Annotated in this window: 16 protein-coding genes; 9 read left to right on the top strand and 7 right to left on the bottom strand. The window is 42.8% G+C overall.

Annotated features, from left to right (window positions below):
* Window positions 1-46 precede the first annotated feature (46 nt).
* The 6 genes from ACTXGF_RS22865 (at window position 47) to dcd (ending at window position 5,411) form a co-directional block, all read left to right on the top strand.
* A complete protein-coding gene (locus ACTXGF_RS22865) occupies window positions 47-676 on the top strand; it encodes a 3-oxoacid CoA-transferase subunit B (protein ID WP_443532594.1) in 630 nt (209 codons plus the stop codon).
* A 141-nt stretch (window positions 677-817) separates the two neighbouring features.
* Window positions 818-1,618: a 3-hydroxybutyrate dehydrogenase gene (locus tag ACTXGF_RS22860; RefSeq protein WP_443532596.1), complete on the top strand. Its 801-nt coding sequence runs from the start codon at window positions 818-820 to the stop codon at window positions 1,616-1,618.
* A 196-nt stretch (window positions 1,619-1,814) separates the two neighbouring features.
* Window positions 1,815-3,038 carry an iron-sulfur cluster carrier protein ApbC gene (gene apbC / locus ACTXGF_RS22855; RefSeq protein ID WP_443532598.1) on the top strand — a complete coding sequence of 408 codons (1,224 nt, stop codon included), beginning with the start codon at window positions 1,815-1,817 and terminating at the stop codon, window positions 3,036-3,038.
* Between the two features lie 64 nt (window positions 3,039-3,102).
* Entirely contained in the window at window positions 3,103-3,540 is a 438-nt protein-coding gene (locus ACTXGF_RS22850; RefSeq protein ID WP_238037384.1) for a hypothetical protein, read from the top strand.
* 12 nt (window positions 3,541-3,552) lie between these two features.
* Window positions 3,553-4,707 (top strand): DUF2804 domain-containing protein, encoded by a 1,155-nt coding sequence (locus ACTXGF_RS22845; RefSeq protein ID WP_443532600.1) that lies wholly within the window; start codon window positions 3,553-3,555, stop codon window positions 4,705-4,707.
* A gap of 128 nt (window positions 4,708-4,835) precedes the next feature.
* Window positions 4,836-5,411 carry a dCTP deaminase gene (gene dcd, locus ACTXGF_RS22840; protein ID WP_443532602.1) on the top strand — a complete coding sequence of 192 codons (576 nt, stop codon included), beginning with the start codon at window positions 4,836-4,838 and terminating at the stop codon, window positions 5,409-5,411.
* Between the two features lie 149 nt (window positions 5,412-5,560).
* Here the strand turns inward: dcd and ACTXGF_RS22835 are convergent, their stop codons facing one another.
* The 6 genes from ACTXGF_RS22835 to ACTXGF_RS22810 form a co-directional block, all read right to left on the bottom strand.
* Window positions 5,561-5,998, bottom strand: a complete 438-nt coding sequence (locus ACTXGF_RS22835; protein WP_102078541.1) for a ClpXP protease specificity-enhancing factor — start codon at window positions 5,996-5,998, stop codon at window positions 5,561-5,563.
* Between the two features lie 132 nt (window positions 5,999-6,130).
* Window positions 6,131-6,745, bottom strand: coding sequence for a glutathione S-transferase N-terminal domain-containing protein (locus ACTXGF_RS22830; RefSeq protein WP_058024136.1), 615 nt, complete (start codon window positions 6,743-6,745; stop codon window positions 6,131-6,133).
* Window positions 6,746-6,940: 195 nt separating this feature from the next.
* Window positions 6,941-7,654 carry a cytochrome c1 gene (locus tag ACTXGF_RS22825; RefSeq protein WP_101205476.1) on the bottom strand — a complete coding sequence of 238 codons (714 nt, stop codon included), beginning with the start codon at window positions 7,652-7,654 and terminating at the stop codon, window positions 6,941-6,943.
* Window positions 7,654-8,859 (bottom strand): cytochrome b, encoded by a 1,206-nt coding sequence (locus ACTXGF_RS22820; RefSeq protein ID WP_179798892.1) that lies wholly within the window; start codon window positions 8,857-8,859, stop codon window positions 7,654-7,656. The genes ACTXGF_RS22825 and ACTXGF_RS22820 overlap by 1 nt, the downstream gene beginning before the upstream one ends.
* Before the next feature lie 22 nt (window positions 8,860-8,881).
* Entirely contained in the window at window positions 8,882-9,466 is a 585-nt protein-coding gene (gene petA / locus ACTXGF_RS22815) for a ubiquinol-cytochrome c reductase iron-sulfur subunit (protein WP_057759305.1), read from the bottom strand.
* Between the two features lie 521 nt (window positions 9,467-9,987).
* Window positions 9,988-11,931 carry an ATP-binding cassette domain-containing protein gene (locus tag ACTXGF_RS22810; protein ID WP_102094930.1) on the bottom strand — a complete coding sequence of 648 codons (1,944 nt, stop codon included), beginning with the start codon at window positions 11,929-11,931 and terminating at the stop codon, window positions 9,988-9,990.
* A 231-nt stretch (window positions 11,932-12,162) separates the two neighbouring features.
* On the opposite strand from ACTXGF_RS22810, the gene ACTXGF_RS22805 reads away from it, so the two are divergent.
* From ACTXGF_RS22805 to ACTXGF_RS22795, 3 genes are all read left to right on the top strand, one after another.
* Window positions 12,163-12,420, top strand: a complete 258-nt coding sequence (locus ACTXGF_RS22805) for a SlyX family protein (protein ID WP_102094929.1) — start codon at window positions 12,163-12,165, stop codon at window positions 12,418-12,420.
* A gap of 222 nt (window positions 12,421-12,642) precedes the next feature.
* The gene (locus tag ACTXGF_RS22800) at window positions 12,643-14,142 is read left to right on the top strand and encodes an OmpP1/FadL family transporter (RefSeq protein ID WP_404692405.1); all 1,500 of its coding nucleotides are present in this window, start codon (window positions 12,643-12,645) and stop codon (window positions 14,140-14,142) included.
* 308 nt (window positions 14,143-14,450) lie between these two features.
* Window positions 14,451-15,806 carry an outer membrane protein transport protein gene (locus ACTXGF_RS22795; protein ID WP_201572488.1) on the top strand — a complete coding sequence of 452 codons (1,356 nt, stop codon included), beginning with the start codon at window positions 14,451-14,453 and terminating at the stop codon, window positions 15,804-15,806.
* A 557-nt stretch (window positions 15,807-16,363) separates the two neighbouring features.
* Here the strand turns inward: ACTXGF_RS22795 and putP are convergent.
* A complete protein-coding gene (gene putP / locus ACTXGF_RS22790) occupies window positions 16,364-17,863 on the bottom strand; it encodes a sodium/proline symporter PutP (RefSeq protein WP_160020915.1) in 1,500 nt (499 codons plus the stop codon).
* Window positions 17,864-18,116: the final 253 nt, after the last annotated feature.

Below are 18,116 nucleotides of genomic sequence, written 5' to 3'. Positions count from 1 at the left end.
TCTAAATGAATAAAAATAGAATATCGTAAAAAATAAGGAAATCAGCATGGCATGGACAAGAGAGCAAATGGCGCAACGCGCTGCGAAAGAGCTACAAGATGGCTACTATGTGAACCTAGGCATCGGTCTCCCAACGTTGGTCGCCAACTACATTCCTGAAGGCGTGGACGTATGGCTACAATCAGAGAATGGCTTGCTAGGTATTGGTGAGTTCCCTACAACAGAAAACGTTGATGCTGACTTGATTAATGCTGGCAAGCAAACGGTCACAGCAGCGCCAGGCTCCAGTTATTTCAGCAGTTCAGAGTCTTTTGCGATGATTCGTGGCGGTCATGTCAACTTGGCAATATTGGGTGCAATGGAAGTCTCAGAAAAAGGCGATCTTGCTAACTGGATGATTCCCAAAAAGATGGTCAAAGGCATGGGCGGGGCGATGGATTTGGTCGCAGGCGTACAGCGTGTGATTGTATTGATGGAGCAAGTTAATAAACACGGCGATCCAAAAATCTTGGCAAACTGTGAGCTACCATTGACGGGTAAAGGCGTGGTCGATCGTATCATCACTGAGCTTGCTGTATTAGACGTTACTGATGAAGGCCTAAAACTGGTTGAGTTAGCAGATGGTGTGAGCTTTGACGAGCTACAAGAAAAAACACCAGTAAGTATTACTCAGTAAACTTTGTACAGTAAAGTGACTGTCCTAAGATTAATATATTTTCTCCCGCAAATAAATACGCCACTATGATTATAGTGGCGTATTTGTTCAATTCAATTTTATAAAAACTAATAATATTTTAGACCATGATAAGGAATATGTATGGCGACCCAATTAGAACAAGATTTGACAGGCAAAGTAGCATTGGTCACTGGCTCTGCAAGTGGTATCGGACGTGACATCGCTGAGACTTATGCAAAAGCAGGAGCAGCGGTTGGTATTGCTGATATCAACCTTGAAGCGGCACAAAAAACCGTCGATGCTATTGAATCTGCTGGTGGACGTGCTCTGGCGATTGCCATGGATGTTACCTCAGAAGAGGCGGTAAACGATGGTGTACAACAACTAGTTGATACTTTTGGTAGTATTGATATTTTGGTTTCTAATGCTGGTATTCAGATCATTGATCCAATCGATAAAATGGCGTTTAGCGATTGGAAAAAAATGCTTAACATCCATTTAGATGGCGCTTTTTTGACAACTAAAGCCGCGATTAAGCACATGTATGAAGGTGATAAGGGTGGCACAGTTATTTATATGGGCTCTGCTCATTCGCATGAGGCCTCATTATATAAAGCCCCTTATGTAACCGCGAAGCACGGACTACTAGGACTGTGCCGTGTATTGGCCAAAGAAGGTGCAGCGCATAAGGTACGCTCGCATGTGATTTGCCCAGGATTTGTCAAAACGCCACTGGTAGAAAAACAAATCCCAGAGCAAGCAGCTGAAAAAGGCATCAGTGAAGAGTCGGTTATTAACGATATCATGCTGGTCAATACCGTAGATAAAGAGTTTACGACAGTAGAAGACATTGCCCAATTGGCGCTATTTTTAGCGGCTTTCCCAACCAATGTATTCACTGGACAATCTATCGTGGCCAGTCATGGTTGGTTTATGAATTAATATATATACAATTTGCATATACCACAGCGTCAGACCTACTGGCGTTGTGGTTTTTTTATGCCTTCAATTCAGCTACACTGTCACGATAGAAGGTTTGGCTAATATACTCATTAACGCTATCGATTGTGAGATACGTAATGAGACGACTTGAGCGATTTGCCAGATCTACCCACTTGTATAGGCCATAATAGTAGCTATGTTTAACTTTATGAAGAAAAAAACCACAAAAACCGAAACGCCTCAGCAGCAGGCAGAGCGTGATAGCGCCGTTGACAAAGTCCTACTTGGATATGAGATAGGTGCTGTCAGTATTGCCACGATGGTCACAGGGCTTGAGCGTGATGGCGAAGCACTTACGTTAGACCTGCGTTTGCCAAAAGATAGCAATCCTGAAGTTATCCAGCAGGAGCTTGGGCAGTTGCTACATCCACATGGCATCACTACGATTCATATGAATGTGCGTCTGCCTGCGCCAGAAAAAGGTTCAGGCTCGAGCTTACCAAAGCAGATGCCAAAGACAACCAATGCGATGGAGTCTCAGCCTTCATCTGGCGCTAATAACAATGCTAGTAGCACTAACGCCGAACCGCCGATTACAAAAGCGGCACCTACTCAAGCTTCATTGGCCGCGCATCCTCGTATCCGTCATATTATTGTCGTGGCATCAGGTAAAGGCGGTGTTGGTAAATCAACCACCACGGTCAATATCGCCTTAGCACTACAGAAGCTTGGCAATCGCGTTGGTGTACTGGATGCCGATATCTATGGTCCTAGTATGCCAACGATGTTAGGCGTTGCCGATGTGAAGCCGCAACTGGAAAATGAGCAATTCGTGCCAGTTGATGCGCATGGTATGGCAATGCTCTCTATCGGTAGTTTGCTTGATGGAGATAATACGCCGGTTGCATGGCGTGGACCGAAGGCAACGGGCGCATTGATGCAGCTATACAATCAAACCAACTGGCCGCAGCTAGACTACTTGGTGATTGATATGCCGCCCGGTACGGGTGATATACAGCTGACATTAGCGCAGCGTATTCCAGTGACAGGTGCTGTCATTGTCACGACACCGCAGCATGTTGCCTTGCTCGATGCGCAAAAAGGCGTTGAGATGTTTAACAAAACCAATATTCCTGTGCTTGGGGTGGTTGAGAACATGGCGCTACATACCTGTAGCAACTGTAATCACACCGAAGCGATCTTTGGTACGGGTGGCGGTGAGTTTATCGCTGAGCAATATCAGGTACCGCTATTGGGTCAGCTACCACTTGCCAGTGGTATTCGTGCACAAGTTGATAAAGGTGTGCCAAGCGTCTTAGCTGATGATGAGTTTGCGCAATATTACCTAGATATTGCCAAAAATATCGAAACCAATATTAATAAATTTGCAAAGCCTGTCGATGATAAGCGGATTTTTTGATGATGGAGAAGTAGCCCAAGCTGGCGACTTTTAAAGTGAATGTATTGTCTAAAAAGAGGATGTCTTGAACTTATCTATTTATCAAAGCCATTTAGACAATACTCCCAAGCAGTATAGAGTCTTACGATTATTTCGCCCGCCGATATACATCATTGAACTCTCAAACAATCAGTTGATTGCCGTTTGCTACTATAAAGATGGCAGTAGCAAACGCTATCAGATTAATGCTGACTTTAGCAATCGCCGAATGGTAATTGCCGATTTTAACAAATTCACAAAGGCTCTCGCTGAGCTATTAAAAAAGTTTCCAAGACACTTTTTATGGGTAAGTGCGCTTGCATCAATCAATGTTACAGAAACACTAGCAGATGGATTAACCAATATTGAAGTTAAGGTGATAACTGAAGCATTTTTCGTGGGTGCTGTACAGGCAAAAAGAAGAATTTCACATAGCACCGTGAGCTATCAAGGACAGATAGTACCTTTAGAAAAATTTGGCTAGGATGCCGATATCATGAATAAAAGCCACGACAAACCGTATACTGCCGCCAACTTAAAACTGGCAAATCTCGAATATCTTATCCAAAATGGTCAGCCAACCTTTGGTGTTTTCTCCCAAGTCAAAAGTATCAACTACTTAGACTATTATAGTCATCTCATTTCACAAAAATCCTTACCTAACTGGCGTAAAGAACTAAAAGCCAACCAATTCTGCTTCATTCAGATACTGCAGCCTCCTTATCGAGTGTGCCTCGCGCTCGCAACGATTAAGCTTGCGACTAGTGCTTTCGTCTACATTTATAATGAGGATACTCAGCAGCTGGAAGTCTGTGAGGCACTACAGCCTTTGATGCATCATACGCACTTAGATGGTGATGGTTATCAAGGGCAGATGGCATTTACACATACAAAGCTTAGCGTCACCTTGGATTTTAGTCCTGCTCAGATGAATATTGCGCTCGACAGTCAGTATGTTGCAATAACGGCAGCGTTAGCACGAAGCGCACAACCGTTAGCCATATGTACGCCGACTGGTAGGCGTGGCTGGACGTTTACGCAAAAAGAACCGTTGACCGCACTATCTGGGTATTTACTCATTAAATCCAACTCAGCATTTAATACTCCTGACGCTCAACCTCAAAAAATAACTTTCACCGATGCTACTATTGCCAATCTAGATTGGACGCTCGGCTATATGCGTCATGAGACCAATTGGTTTTGGAGCTGTATCACTAGCTATTTGTCAGATGGCCGTCGCTTTTTGCTCAATCTGTCTATGGGTGTCAATGAGACAGGAGCCAGTGAAAATGCTTGCTGGCTTGATGGGCAGATATTCTATTTACCACCCGTTATGTTTGTTCGTGAGGGTTCAAATATTCGATCAAGTCAGCCAGATAGTCTTGAGCCAAGTATAGAAAATGTAGAAACTGACGCTAGCATCTCAAAGCCATGGCGTATCTATCATCAAAATCTAGGGTGGAGCAATGTCGATATTGATTTGAGCTTCACACCGATTACCGTCTATAAAAAGACCGATAATTTCGGTGTGATAGCCAGTATCTTTGAGCAGTGGATAGGTTTTTATAGTGGTGAAATTCGAATAAGAGATGAAGTTATTAGGCTTGATAATGCCATGGGGCTCGCAGAAGATCATTTTGCCAAATGGTAGCTTCTAAGACATAACATGGGAATAAATGAGATTAATGGCTGTATTCAGTTTTAAGTAGCCGCTCCTCTATAAATTCAGCCACCAATTCCGTATAATCGTCGCTATTAAATATTTGCTAAGGAACAACAATGTCTATTAAGTCTGACCGCTGGATTCGTAAAATGGCCCAAGAGCACGGCATGATTGAACCGTACGAGCCAGGTCAAGTACGTTTTAATGATGCAGGCGAGCGTTTGGTTAGCTACGGCACTTCAAGCTACGGTTATGATGTGCGCTGTGCTCCTGAGTTTAAAGTTTTTACCAACGTACATTCAGTGGTCGTTGATCCTAAAAACTTCGATGATAAAAGCTTTATCGATATCGTTGGTGATGAGTGCATCATTCCACCTAATTCGTTTGCTTTGGCTCGTACTATGGAGTATTTCCGTATTCCGCGTGATGTATTGACTATCTGCCTAGGTAAGTCAACGTATGCGCGCTGTGGTATTATTGTCAACGTAACGCCGCTTGAGCCTGAGTGGGAAGGGCACGTTACTTTAGAGTTTAGTAATACAACCAATCTGCCAGCACGTATCTACGCTGGTGAAGGCGTGGCGCAAATGCTGTTCTTCCAAAGCGATGCCGATGATGTCTGTGAGACCAGTTATAAAGATCGCGGTGGCAAATACCAAGGTCAGCGCGGTGTAACACTGCCAAGAACCTAATCAGTAGGTGTCCGTTTAAAAGCTTATCAGTTATAGAAAGTTAATAAGCCTTTAAATAGTTAATAAAAAAGCTAGTCATATTAAATATGGCTAGCTTTTTTATTGTGTTAAAGAGAACTGGTCTAAGGTTCTATTTACTTCCAGAATTTTTATTTTAGGACCTTTAAACCCGCTTTATTATCGCGCTTTGGTTTAGGTGCTTTAGCAGGACTGTTGTTAGACATTGGTGCTGAGTCGTCTTCTGGCTGATAGTTGTCATACTCTTTTGGATCAAAGAACATCCCTTGCGAGTTCTCTTTAGCATAAATCCCCATCACCGCAGTAAGTGGTACCCAGATTTCTTGTGATACACCACCGAAGCGCGCACTAAAATGAATATAGTCATTTTCCATACTCATATTGCCCGTAGCACGGCTGGCGATATTCAATACAATACGACCGTCTTGCACATGTTCGGTTGGTATTTGCACATTGTCAGCGGTAGCATCAACCATCAAGTATGGTGTCAGAGCGTTGTCTTCTATCCATTGATATAGTGCACGTACCATATAAGGGCGGGTAGGTGTAATAGAGGTGGTTTCGCTCATTTAATGATTTCCTATACTAATAATTTTTAATAATGAAAAATATCTCGTTCAGCAACTTATCAAATGACAGATGCTAATTAACATCTATCTTATTTATACTTTATTTTAGGACAGCTTTCGATACTTGTCTAATCAACGCACGCTTTTTTGGAAGCTACTACGCTCAAACACTCTTGTTTGGTATTCAAACAATGGACGGCTAATGGCACGTGGCAGCTCAATACCCATCTCATCTAATCGCCATAATAGTGGCGCTAATAACACGTCACACCAACCAAACTCATCAGCCATAAAATAAGGCTTATGAGCGAACAGCGGTGACAGAGTAATCAACGAATCACTAAGCTGTTTTTTGGCAACGGCAGCCTGTGCTTTATTAAAGCTATCTGGATGCGTCAGCAGACGCTTGCCAAGTACTAACCAATCACGTTGAATGCGCCAAGCCAGTTGGCGAAACTGTGCACGCTCTTGCGGTGTCTCAGGGAGCAGTTTGTTTGTGTGATAACGCTCTTCAAGGTACTCAAAAATGACGTTAATCTCATAAAGCGCAATCTCACGCTGCTGCAATACAGGCAAGGTATGATAGGGGTTTAGCTCAGTCAAATCTTCAGGGCGCTCAGAATGTAAGCGAGACAAATAGTAAGCGAGCTTTTTTTCTTCAAGTAATAGGCGTACCACATGACTGTCGTAGCCGTCATCAGCATACAAAATTAGCTGACTACTTGGAATGTCATTCGCATCAATCATGAAAGCCTAATGTTAATAGTGAAGGTTGTCATCGTAAACAAACTCGCAACGTTTATCAAGGTAGTGTGCGTAAACATTAGCGCTGAGCGACTTATTTTCCGGCTTATCTAGTATTTATGCTCTATATCAAGGCAGAAAAAAGCACTACCGAAGTAGTGCCTTTTTTAATTCGAAGAACTATCTGCTGACTATGACTTATTTAACATCTTTCCAGAACTCTTTATTTAATAAGTAAACTGGTATGAGCAGTACTAATAAGAATAGAATGACGAAGAAACCAATTACTTGACGGTCGTGACGAGCAGGTTCACCCATCCACGCCATAAAGTTAACCAAGTCACCAACTTCAGATTCAAACTCTTCTTGGCTCAACTCTTCTTGCATATTATGCAATACGTGAGGCATCGCTGCATTGGCCAGTACTAAGTTGTTTGCACCCCAAGGACGGCTTGGATCTTCATAGAACGATAGTAGGTAAGTATATACCCAGTCGTCGCCACGTAGACGTGTCTCAAGTGATAGATCAGGCGGCGCTGCGCCAAACCAAGATGCTTGAATCTCAGGATCTATCTCAGCAGTAATGTGGTCACCGATTTGATCGGTAGTAACCATCAAATACTTTTCAACCAACTCAGGCGGTATCTCTAAATCTTTAGCAATGCGCGAATGACGAACGTACTTGGCTGAGTGACACCCAGCACAGTAGTTCATAAAGATCTTCGCGCCGTTTTGTAGTGAGCCCTTATTGGTAAAATCAATAGGAGCTGTACTACAAGCCAGGTGTTCATCAACGCCATCTGCATTGGTGAATGTACCGCAGCCACTGCCTGAAGCCATTGCCGTACCAGCAGTCAAGGTTAATGCCGCGCCTAAGCCTAGACCAGCTAGGGATTTAATTAGCGTGTTCATTAGTGACCTCCGGTAACGCGTTCTGGTGGCTGTTTACACTTCTCAATCGCAGTGTAGAAAGGCATCAGTAAGAAGAACAAGAAATATAGAATCGTGAATACACGAGCCATGATGGTTGCCGTTGGTGTAGCAGGCGTCGCACCCAAGTAGCCCAATACAACAAAGCTAATAGCAAAGACGGTCAGCGCAATCTTAGATAATATACCTTTGTAACGTATAGAGCGCACAGGAGACCTATCAAGCCATGGGATCAAGAACAGTACGGCAATCGCACCACCCATCGCAATCACGCCACCAAGCTTGTCAGGAACCGCACGTAAAATAGCGTAGAACGGCGTGTAGTACCATACTGGTGCAATATGTGCTGGTGTTTTCAGTGAGTTCGCTGTCTCAAAGTTTGGTGGTTCAAGGAAGAAACCGCCGCCTTCTGGGAAGAAGAATACCACTGCAAAGAAACAGATAAAGAACACTACGATACCAACCATGTCATGCACAGTGTAGTACGGATGGAATTCGATACCGTCTAATGGCACACCATTTTTATCTTTTAGCTTCTTAATATCGATGCCATCAGGGTTGTTCGAGCCCACATGATGCAATGCTACAATATGCATGAATACTAAGCCTACCAGTACTAATGGAATAGCAACAACGTGTAGCGCAAAGAAACGGTTTAGAGTAATACCAGAGATGATATAGTCACCACGTACCCATTCAGCAAGGCCATCACCAATAACAGGTAGAGCTGCAGGTAAGTTCAAGATAACCTGAGCACCCCAGAATGACATGTTGCCCCAAGGTAGTAGGTAACCGAAGAAACCTTCTGCCATAAGTGCTAGGTAGATACCCATACCGATGAGCCAGATAAGCTCACGAGGTTTTTGGTATGAACCATATAGCAAGGCTCTAAACATATGCAGGTATACAACGACGAAAAACGCAGATGCGCCGGTTGAGTGCATATAGCGAATGAGCCAACCACCTTTTACGTCACGCATGATGTATTCAACAGACGCAAATGCCCCTTCGGCACTTGGGTTGTACATCATCGTAAGCCATATACCAGTCACCAATTGGTTGACCAGTACGATCATTGATAGCACGCCAAAGAAGTACCAAAAGTTAAAGTTCTTTGGTGCGTAGTACTTTGACATATGGTATTCATAGGTTTCGGTCGCTGGAAAACGCGCGTCCACCCAATGCATTAACTTTTTACCCATACTCATATCAAGCCTCCCCAACCGTCAAGATGGTACCATCCATACCATATTCTGGAACGGGTAAATTAAGTGGTGCAGGAACGCCGCTATATACGCGACCTGCTAAGTCATATTTTGACCCGTGACACGGACAGAAAAATCCGCCGTACCAATCATTACCACCTAAATCCACCGCGCCCACATCAGGACGGTAGTTTGGTGCACAGCCCAAATGTGTGCAAACGCCTTCGACCACCAATACGGTTGGATCTAAAGAGCGAGTAGGATTTTTGCAATATTCAGGTTGTAGAGACGCATCAGACTCAGGATCAGATAATAGAGGTTTGACTGACTCTAGTCCTGCAACCATGTCTTCGGTGCGCTTAACCACATAAATAGGTTTACCACGGTATTTGACGACGATCATTTGTCCATCTTCGATAGAACCAATATCTTGGGTCACTGCAGCCCCTGCAGCCTCAGCTTTAGCGCTTGGGTACCAAGAACGGACAAAAGGTGTCGCCACGGCAGCTACCCCAGCTGCACCAATCGCGGCAGTTGAGGCAATAAGAACTCTACGGCGTTGTACATTAACGCCTTCGGCTTGGCTCATTAATACTTCCTCCAGGTGAATGAAATGGGATTATCCCACACTGGGTTTGTGGCTTAGAAAATATACAATATCAAGCCACTTTAGCTGTGCCTAATTTTGCTAATTGTTGCTATTCTAAGCTATTTCGGTGATAAAATAAATTATTGCGTTAAAAATAAAGCAACCTCAATAGGACATATTAGAAGGTTGAATATGATAATCAAACCAAAACAGTTGGATTATCAACGCTTAACGCTAACTTTGCTTTAACAAGGATTATGATGTGATGACCTTATAAATAATAAGGATTTTCAGCAATAGCGAATGATACTTGAAATTAAGGTAATGTTCACTAACTTTCACCATCTAACTACTTTGTAAGTTGCTGTAAAACAAATATCACCACTCTATATAATAAAGTGGTGATGCCTTCACAATGATTAATAATGTTTTGTCAGACTATCAGAAACTTGTTTATCGAAATAAGCAATGCAAAATACACATGCGATATTCCAATAAACTCAGCTAGAGAGTTGCCAATACTAGCCTTCAAGCTCGCTCCAGCGTTCAAGCTTGTGCATCATCTCATCTTCAATGGTTAAGAGACGCTCACTAGCAGCTGTCGCCGCATCAAAGTCGGTATTGAACCAAGAGCCATCGGCCAGCTTTTCTTGCAATTGAGCTTGTTCGGCTTCGAGTGCAGCGATTTCTTTTGGCAAGTTATCCAGTTCGCGTTGATCATTATAATTTAGCTTTTTGGCTGCCTTATTTGGTTTCGCTGCTGTGCCAGACTTGTTTGTCGCTTTATTGCTTGCTGCATTGTTGGCAGGTGCTTTTGCAGCACGAGATGCTTCTTCGCGGTTCTTTTGTACGAGGTACTCTTGATAACCACCTACATACTCACTGACCACTCCTTTGCCATCTTCATCTTCGCCAAACACCCACGTAGAGGTAACGACGTTGTCCATGAATGAACGATCATGACTGATCAGCAAAATCGTACCACCAAAGCTGGCGACTGACTCTTCTAATAGCTCAAGTGTTGCCATATCCAAATCGTTGGTTGGCTCATCGAGTACTAAGATATTGGCAGGTTTTAATAACTGTTTAGCCAGTAGTACTCGGTTACGCTCACCACCAGACAAGGCTTTGACAGGTGTACGTGCGCGCTCTGGAGCAAATAAGAAATCTTGCAAGTAGCTCATGATATGCGTCTTACGACCGCCAACTTCGACAAAGTCAGAGCCTTCCGAAACGTTTTGTGCAACGCTCGCTTCAAGGTCCAATTGATCACGCAGCTGATCGAAAAATGCGATTTTCAGATTAGTACCTAATTCGACGCTACCAGACTTGGTAACTTCGTCATCAGACATATCGAGTAGGGCTTTAATAAGCGTAGTTTTACCCGCACCGTTAGGGCCGACAATACCAATCTTATCTCCACGCATAATAGTGGTCGTAAAATCATCTACTAGTACGTTGCCGTCATATTCAAGATGTAAGTTTTTGACTTTACAGACAAGCTTACCGCTTTTCTCGCCTTGACCCATGGTGATGTTTACATTGCCCACTTGCTCACGGCGATCGCTACGCTCTTCACGTAAGGCTTTTAGTTCACGTACACGGCCCTCATTACGAGTGCGACGTGCTTTGATACCTTGGCGAATCCAAACTTCTTCTTGTGCCAGTTTTTTATCAAAGTTGGCATTGTTCTTTTCTTCAGCCTGTAACTGTAGCTCTTTTAGCTCTTGATAGCGCGCGTAACCACCTTCGCCTTGCGTCACGTCATAGCTGGTCAATTGGCCACGGTCAAGCTCAATAATGCGAGTCGATAGTTTATTGACGAATGCTCTATCATGAGTCACGAACAACAACGTCAGGCCTTGCCAATCGAGCAAAAAGCGCTCTAACCATTCGATACTTTCAACATCCAAATGGTTGGTTGGCTCATCTAGGAGTAGCACATCAGGCTTAGTGACTAGCGCACGAGCGAGTAACACGCGGCGTTTACGACCACCAGATAGGGATGATAAGTCGTCTTCTGGATTAAGGCCCATGGTCGTAATCAGACGCATGGCATCGCGTTCTAAGTCCCAGCCATGTACCGCATCGATATCATGTTGTAGGGTCGCCATGTGCTCACAGGCATCCATATCGCCATTCGCACACATATCGACCTGCTTATTATAGTTAATGAGCAAATCAGCCGTGCGACGACTACCGCCCATAACGATGTCTAATATGCGACCACTGGTCTCGGGAACGTCTTGTTCTAGCATCGCTACACGCATGCTACTGTTGGTAATAATCTCGCCACTGTCAGGCTGCAATGAGCCATTGATCAGTTTAAACAAAGTGGATTTACCTTCGCCGTTGCGGCCAATCAAGCACACACGCTCGCCTGTATTGATAGAAAAATCAATACCATCAAGAACAGGCGCGATGCCAAAGGCTAAGTGAATGTCTTTTAAATGAATCAGTGCCATAGAGTATCTTAAGCTTATATAATAGTGAGGTAGGGGTTGTTGCAAAATTGCCTGCAGTATAACATGCCACCACGTTACTGTAGTGCGAGTAAATAGTTTTATCAGTACTATTTATTGCTTTTACTAACTGCTCCTATTCCATGACTATGTTTGTAGGTTTATCTCTAATCTACAGTACCTCTCAACAATCCATCCTTTCAATTTAATACTTAATATAATTTAGAGAAAAATATGAACCAACCTAGAATTACAGATGATACTTCTGATATTCAAAATGATTTGCAAGCCCAAGTAATCGATTTGCAAATGAGCCTCGCGCATCTTGAAGTGACCGTCGAACGACTGGATGACGTAATCACGCGACAAGACAGAGATATTCATACGCTGCAACGTCAATTACAGCTGATTTATAAACAGATTGAAGGTCAAGATACGGAAAGCGGTATTGCAACATTTGATGTAATGGCAGACAGACCGCCACATTATTAATGAGTAGAATTTGGAAAGAAAGCATCTAATAGCGGGAAGTATATACGTATTTTTATATATAGATACTGTCTGATGACTATGTGGTCATAACATAGAAATAATGTGTTTTTGTAGTTGTTTTAGTGTTAAAAAGTCTTTACTATCTCCCACCTCGGATGCTGATTACCTATTAATTAATACTTGGTAAAACAGTAAAACAATGCGGATGTTTGGAGATATAAAATGCGCCACACCTTTCATTTAAAAACTCTTGCAGTAGCTGTTGCTACTCTTTCTGTTGCTAGCGTCGCTAGTGCTGCTGGCCTTGATCGCTCAGGCCAAGATATCACCGCATTCCTACAAGACGGCACGTATGCAGAAGCTGTCTACACTTATATCGATGCTGATGTTACTGGTAAAGATACCTCAGGTAATAAGATCGATGACATCGCAGAGTCTTATGATTTTTTCCGTTATGGCGTAAAAACAGATATCAACGATACATTCAGTGTTGGTATCTTATATGATGAGCCTTTTGGTGCAGCAGCCGATTACACTGGAAATAATAACTTTGTAGGCGCACCAACTGATGCTGTTAATAATATTATTGCATCGCGTCTAGGTGGATTAGGCGTTAATAATGTAGAAGAGTTGAAAGGTTTAGTTGAAGGTACTCAAAACCAGTTAACTGCTGCTGAAACTCGTTTAAATGCAGTTAGAGAGCAAGTAAGACAAGCCCAAGCAGCTGTTAATCAAAACCCAGCACTTGAGCCTGCACTGCGTCCACAGATTAATGCTGGTTTAGCAGGTATCGCCGCTGGCGAAACGCAGCTAGCAGAAGGTCAAGCACAGTTAAATCAACTTGAGCAATTAGAAGGCTTTGCGGATGGTCGCCTTGCGAATGATGAAGGCACAAATGTTGAAGTCCGTAGCGAAAGCATCACAGGTATCCTAGGTGCTAAGTTTGGTCAAAACAAAGAATTCCAAGTGTACGGTGGTCCTGTTGTTCAGCGTATCAAAGCTGATGTAAGTCTTCGTGGTAGTGCCTATAGTGCTGCTACAGGCTATACCGCTCATATTAGTCCTGATACCGACTATGGCTATATCGCTGGTATATCTTATAGTAAACCTGAAATTGCTCTAAAGGCGGCTTTGACCTATCGTTCTGAAATTGACCACAGCTCGAATATCGATGAGATATATCCAGTAGTAGCAGCTTTAGGTGGTGAAGCGAATCAAGGTAATACGCTAGATATTACTACACCTAAATCAGTTAACTTCGATTTCCAAACTGGTATTAACCCTACAACCTTAGCGACTGCCAAAGTACGCTGGGTACCATGGAGTGATTTTGCAATCGTTCCACCACTTTATAATGAAGTAAGCAAGCAAGCAACTAATGATGATAAAGGTTTATCTTTAGTCAGCTATGACGATGACCAATGGCAAGTAGAGTTAGGTCTGGCCAAACGCTTAGCGCCAGCATTGGCAGTAAGTGGTACTGTCGGTTGGGATAGTGGTGCTGGTAACCCTGTAACTTCATTGGGTCCTATCGAAGGCTATTATAGTGCTGGCCTTGGCGCAAAATATAATGTTACCGAGAACTGGGCAATATCTGCTGGCGGTAAATACTTATGGTTCGGTGATGCCAAAGGTCAAATCCCAACTAAGACGATTGTTAGTGATTTCGAAAGTAACGATGGTTTTGTATTGGGTGTAAAGGTATCTTACCAAGCTCAGTAAATCACAAATAAATTATGTGATGCTGTTTGTTATTAATATTAAAAGCGATCCTTTAAGGGTCGCTTTTTTATTATGTATTTTTAAAAATCACATTAAAGACAAAAAGTAAACCACAGCATTTTATTTATATCTTATATGTACTGTTCAGTCATAATTGAGAAATAAAGCACTTTAAATGTTGTTTTAGTGTCAAAAAGACATTAGTATTCAACTTAGGACAAGACTTTAGTAATATCAATATCGAGCATAGCAATGCTACATAATGGTTATTAAAGTATTAATACAACAAGGACCGTTGGAGATACACAATGCGCACTACCTTTCATTTGAAAACCCTCGCAGTAGCTATTGCTACTCTCTCTGTTGCTAGCGTAACCAACGCTGCTGGTCTTGATCGCTCAGGTCAAGATGTCACTGCCTTTTTTCAAGATGGCACTTACGCTGAAGCGGTCTATACTTATATTGACGCTGATGTAAGCGGCTACGATAGTGCGAATGTCAACCCTGGCCAAAATGACTATGAGCGCGGCAATAAAACGGGCGACATTGCTGAATCTTATGACTTCTTCCGCTATGGCGTAAAAACTGATATCAACGACACGTTCAGTGTGGGTGTACTATATGATGAGCCTTTTGGTGCTGCTGCTGAATACACGCAAAGTAATTTTGTGGCAAGTGAAGACAGGAATGCTTCAGGAGGGGCTTTGGTAGGTGATGGTGTAGACCCACAGACTGCAGGTGCCATAGCACTAGCCGAAGCAAGTACTGCAGGTGAAAATACCAATGTAGAAGTTCGTAGCCAAAGCCTAACGGGTATCCTTGGTATGAAGTTCGGCGCGAATAAAAACTTCCAAATTTATGGTGGTCCAGTTGCTCAGCGTATCCAATCTGAAACCAAGCTGCGTGGCTTAGCTTATGGGCCTGCTAGTGGTTATACCTCAAACAGCAATCCTGATATGGATTACGGTTATATAGCAGGTATTGCCTATAGCAAGCCTGAAATTGCTCTAAAAGCAGCGTTGACTTATCGTTCTGAGATTGACCATGATATAGATATCTCTGAGAATTATCCTATAGCAGGTATTTTGGCTCAAGGAGCTGCTTTGCAGCAAGGAGCGACTCCAGCACAGGCAGCGGCTATAGGGGCTGCGGCTGCTAACCGGAACAGTAATTATGAGATTACAACCCCTAAATCAGTCAACTTTGATTTCCAAACAGGTATCAATCCGACTACTTTAGCAACGGCAAAAGTCCGTTGGGTACCATGGAGCGATTTTGCCATCACACCACCATTATATAATGACGTTAGTAAACGTAATTACGGCCCTGATGGTTTGGACTTGGTCGAGTATGATGATGACCAATGGCAGGTGGAGCTAGGCTTAGCGAAACGTGTTGCACCAGCACTTGCTATTAGCGGTACCGTTGGTTGGGACAGTGGCGCTGGTAATCCAACGACCTCGCTAGGTCCAGTCGAAGGCTACTATAGTGTCGGTCTAGGCGCAAAGTATAACGTAACTGAGAACTGGGCAGTGTCTGCCGGCGGCAAATACTTATGGTTCGGTGATGCAAAAGGTCAGTTACCTAGTGATAAAATCGTTGGCGATTTCCAAGACAATGACGGCTTTATCGCTGGTGTGAAGCTATCTTATCAAGCGAGATAATTTGACTTTATAATAGCAACCTAACAAAGAGCGACCTATCATAGGTCGCTTTTTTATGGGCTTTCTATTACCTATTTGACTGTAAGTTCTCAAATATAGATAGAACAGCAAATATAATCTTTATAGTATTAATTCATATAGCACGACTACATTTTATTTGCCTAGTTTAGCTTAGTGTCCATATACAGCAAATACCCTTGCATTTAAGAACCTATACGCACTCGTACCTTACCGAATGAGTTGTTAATAACGTAGCATACTTGAGGTACACAAGGAAAAGATCTAAATAGATAATCAAATGTGATATTAAGAAAAGAAGTATTGTTGATAAAGGCTTACTTCGTAAAAGTGAGCAGCAGTTGGAATGCCAAATAGGCTAGGACAATCTGGCTTAGTATATCCATCACAGAGCTATCCATACTACTGTCTCATTGATCATAAGTTCTCTTTGTTTAATACTGTAGTAGGTTAAATATACTAAATCGTTACTCATAAAAAAACCTCGCCAATAATGACGAGGTTTTTTTATAGCAATAATCTTAAGATTTTACGTAAACTTATTTGTTTAAGTTTAGCTCCATCTCTTTGTACTTAGCAGAAACTGAAGGTCTTGGGCCACCAGTCATGATACTAACGGCAAAGATAGCGATAGTACTTAAGATAAAGCCTGGAACGATAGCATATAACCAGCTATTTAGTGCCATACCATCTACTTGGAAAGGACCATAAATCCATAGGATAACAGTCAACGCACCAACAACCATACCAGCGACAGCACCATTACGGTTCATACCACGCCATGTTAGGCTGAAGATAACCAATGGACCAAACGCTGCACCGAATCCTGCCCATGCATTAGAAACTAAGTTCAATACTGAGCTATCTGGGTTAGACGCTAGCATAATGGCAACGATAGCAACGATGATAACTGAGATACGACCAACCAACACCTGACGAGCTTCTGGTGCATCTTTATCAAAGAACAATTTGTATACATCTTTGGTTAGAGAGCTTGATACAACCAATAGCTGCGATGAGATAGTACTCATAATTGCCGCTAAAATAGCTGCTAATAGGAAACCTGAAACCAATGGATGGAACAAGAACTGAGTGAATACTAAGAAGATAGTCTCAGGATCGTCCAGCGTCATCGCAGTTTTTTGTACGTAGGCACGACCAGCAAAACCAGTCATTAGTGAACCAATAAGGCTCACAACCATCCAGCTCATACCGATGTTACGTGCGGTCGGTACATCTCTCACTGAACGAATCGCCATAAAACGTACGATAATATGTGGCTGGCCAAAGTAACCTAAACCCCATGCCATGAGTGAGATAATACCGATGACACTCATACCGCTAGTAACGTCTAAAAGGGTAGGGTCGATATTTCTAACCGCTTCTGTAGTGGCTGAAATACCACCAAGATCAGTAAAGGCAACGACAGGTACGATTACCATGGCAAATAGCATGATGACGCCCTGTACGAAATCGGTCATAGATACGGCTAAGAAACCACCGAATAGCGTATAAGCCACAACCACACCAGCAGTAACCCATAGGCCAGTACTATATGATAGGTTAAGTGAGCTTTCGAAGAGTTTACCACCACCTACAAGACTTGCAGCGGTATAGACGGTAAAGAATAGAATAATGACCACTGCTGAGATAACGCGTAGCATATGCGATTTGTCTTCAAAGCGGTTGGCGAAATAATCAGGTAGGGTGATAGCATTGTCAGCCACTTCGGTATAAACACGAAGGCGAGGTGCTACGATGAGATAGTTTAGTAATGCACCTAATGTCAAACCTAGCGCAATCCAAATACTGACCACACCATCGGCAAACATATAACCAGGTAAGCCAAGTAGTAACCAACCTGACATGTCTGATGCACCTGCAGAAAGTGCGGTTACTGCTGGGCCTAAGTTACGACCCCCTAACATATAGCCTTCAGTATCATTGGCTTGCTTAAAATAAGCGTAAACACCAATCCCAATCATCACTAAGAAATAGGCGCCGAGTGATATCAGCACGCCACTAGAAACTCCGTTCATATAAATTGTCCTTAACCAACATAGTTGGCTGTAATTATTTTTTAACTATAAAAGTTCTGTCCTACAAGGCGATGTCCAAAACAATATTTAAAGACAAAAAAAGCCATTAATTAAGACATAATGGCTTTTTTCAGTATCTTCTGTAGTTATATATGATTGATGTCGTTCTATGGCTAGCACTCATATAGAGATAGAGAACAATGGGAATTTCGCATTCCACTTATCTATTGTTATTGCTCGCATCTGCTATTTG

It is taken from the genome of Psychrobacter sp. 1Y6 (assembly GCF_052258385.2).
GTDB lineage: Bacteria > Pseudomonadota > Gammaproteobacteria > Pseudomonadales > Moraxellaceae > Psychrobacter.
The sequence above is the reverse complement of the archived record's forward strand: the minus strand, read 5'-3'. Positions and strand labels throughout refer to the sequence as shown.

Coding starts and splice junctions, on each gene's coding strand:
- apbC (WP_443532598.1), top strand. CDS start 1,815: ATGTTTAACTTTATGAAGAAAAAAACCACAAAAACCGAAACGCCTCAG.
- ACTXGF_RS22820 (WP_179798892.1), bottom strand. CDS start 8,859: ATGCATTGGGTGGACGCGCGTTTTCCAGCGACCGAAACCTATGAATAC.
- ACTXGF_RS22795 (WP_201572488.1), top strand. CDS start 14,451: ATGCGCACTACCTTTCATTTGAAAACCCTCGCAGTAGCTATTGCTACT.
- ACTXGF_RS22800 (WP_404692405.1), top strand. CDS start 12,643: ATGCGCCACACCTTTCATTTAAAAACTCTTGCAGTAGCTGTTGCTACT.
- putP (WP_160020915.1), bottom strand. CDS start 17,863: ATGAACGGAGTTTCTAGTGGCGTGCTGATATCACTCGGCGCCTATTTC.
- ACTXGF_RS22865 (WP_443532594.1), top strand. CDS start 47: ATGGCATGGACAAGAGAGCAAATGGCGCAACGCGCTGCGAAAGAGCTA.
- dcd (WP_443532602.1), top strand. CDS start 4,836: ATGTCTATTAAGTCTGACCGCTGGATTCGTAAAATGGCCCAAGAGCAC.
- ACTXGF_RS22835 (WP_102078541.1), bottom strand. CDS start 5,998: ATGAGCGAAACCACCTCTATTACACCTACCCGCCCTTATATGGTACGT.
- ACTXGF_RS22860 (WP_443532596.1), top strand. CDS start 818: ATGGCGACCCAATTAGAACAAGATTTGACAGGCAAAGTAGCATTGGTC.
- ACTXGF_RS22825 (WP_101205476.1), bottom strand. CDS start 7,654: ATGAACACGCTAATTAAATCCCTAGCTGGTCTAGGCTTAGGCGCGGCA.
- ACTXGF_RS22830 (WP_058024136.1), bottom strand. CDS start 6,745: ATGATTGATGCGAATGACATTCCAAGTAGTCAGCTAATTTTGTATGCT.
- ACTXGF_RS22810 (WP_102094930.1), bottom strand. CDS start 11,931: ATGGCACTGATTCATTTAAAAGACATTCACTTAGCCTTTGGCATCGCG.
- ACTXGF_RS22805 (WP_102094929.1), top strand. CDS start 12,163: ATGAACCAACCTAGAATTACAGATGATACTTCTGATATTCAAAATGAT.
- ACTXGF_RS22845 (WP_443532600.1), top strand. CDS start 3,553: ATGAATAAAAGCCACGACAAACCGTATACTGCCGCCAACTTAAAACTG.
- petA (WP_057759305.1), bottom strand. CDS start 9,466: ATGAGCCAAGCCGAAGGCGTTAATGTACAACGCCGTAGAGTTCTTATT.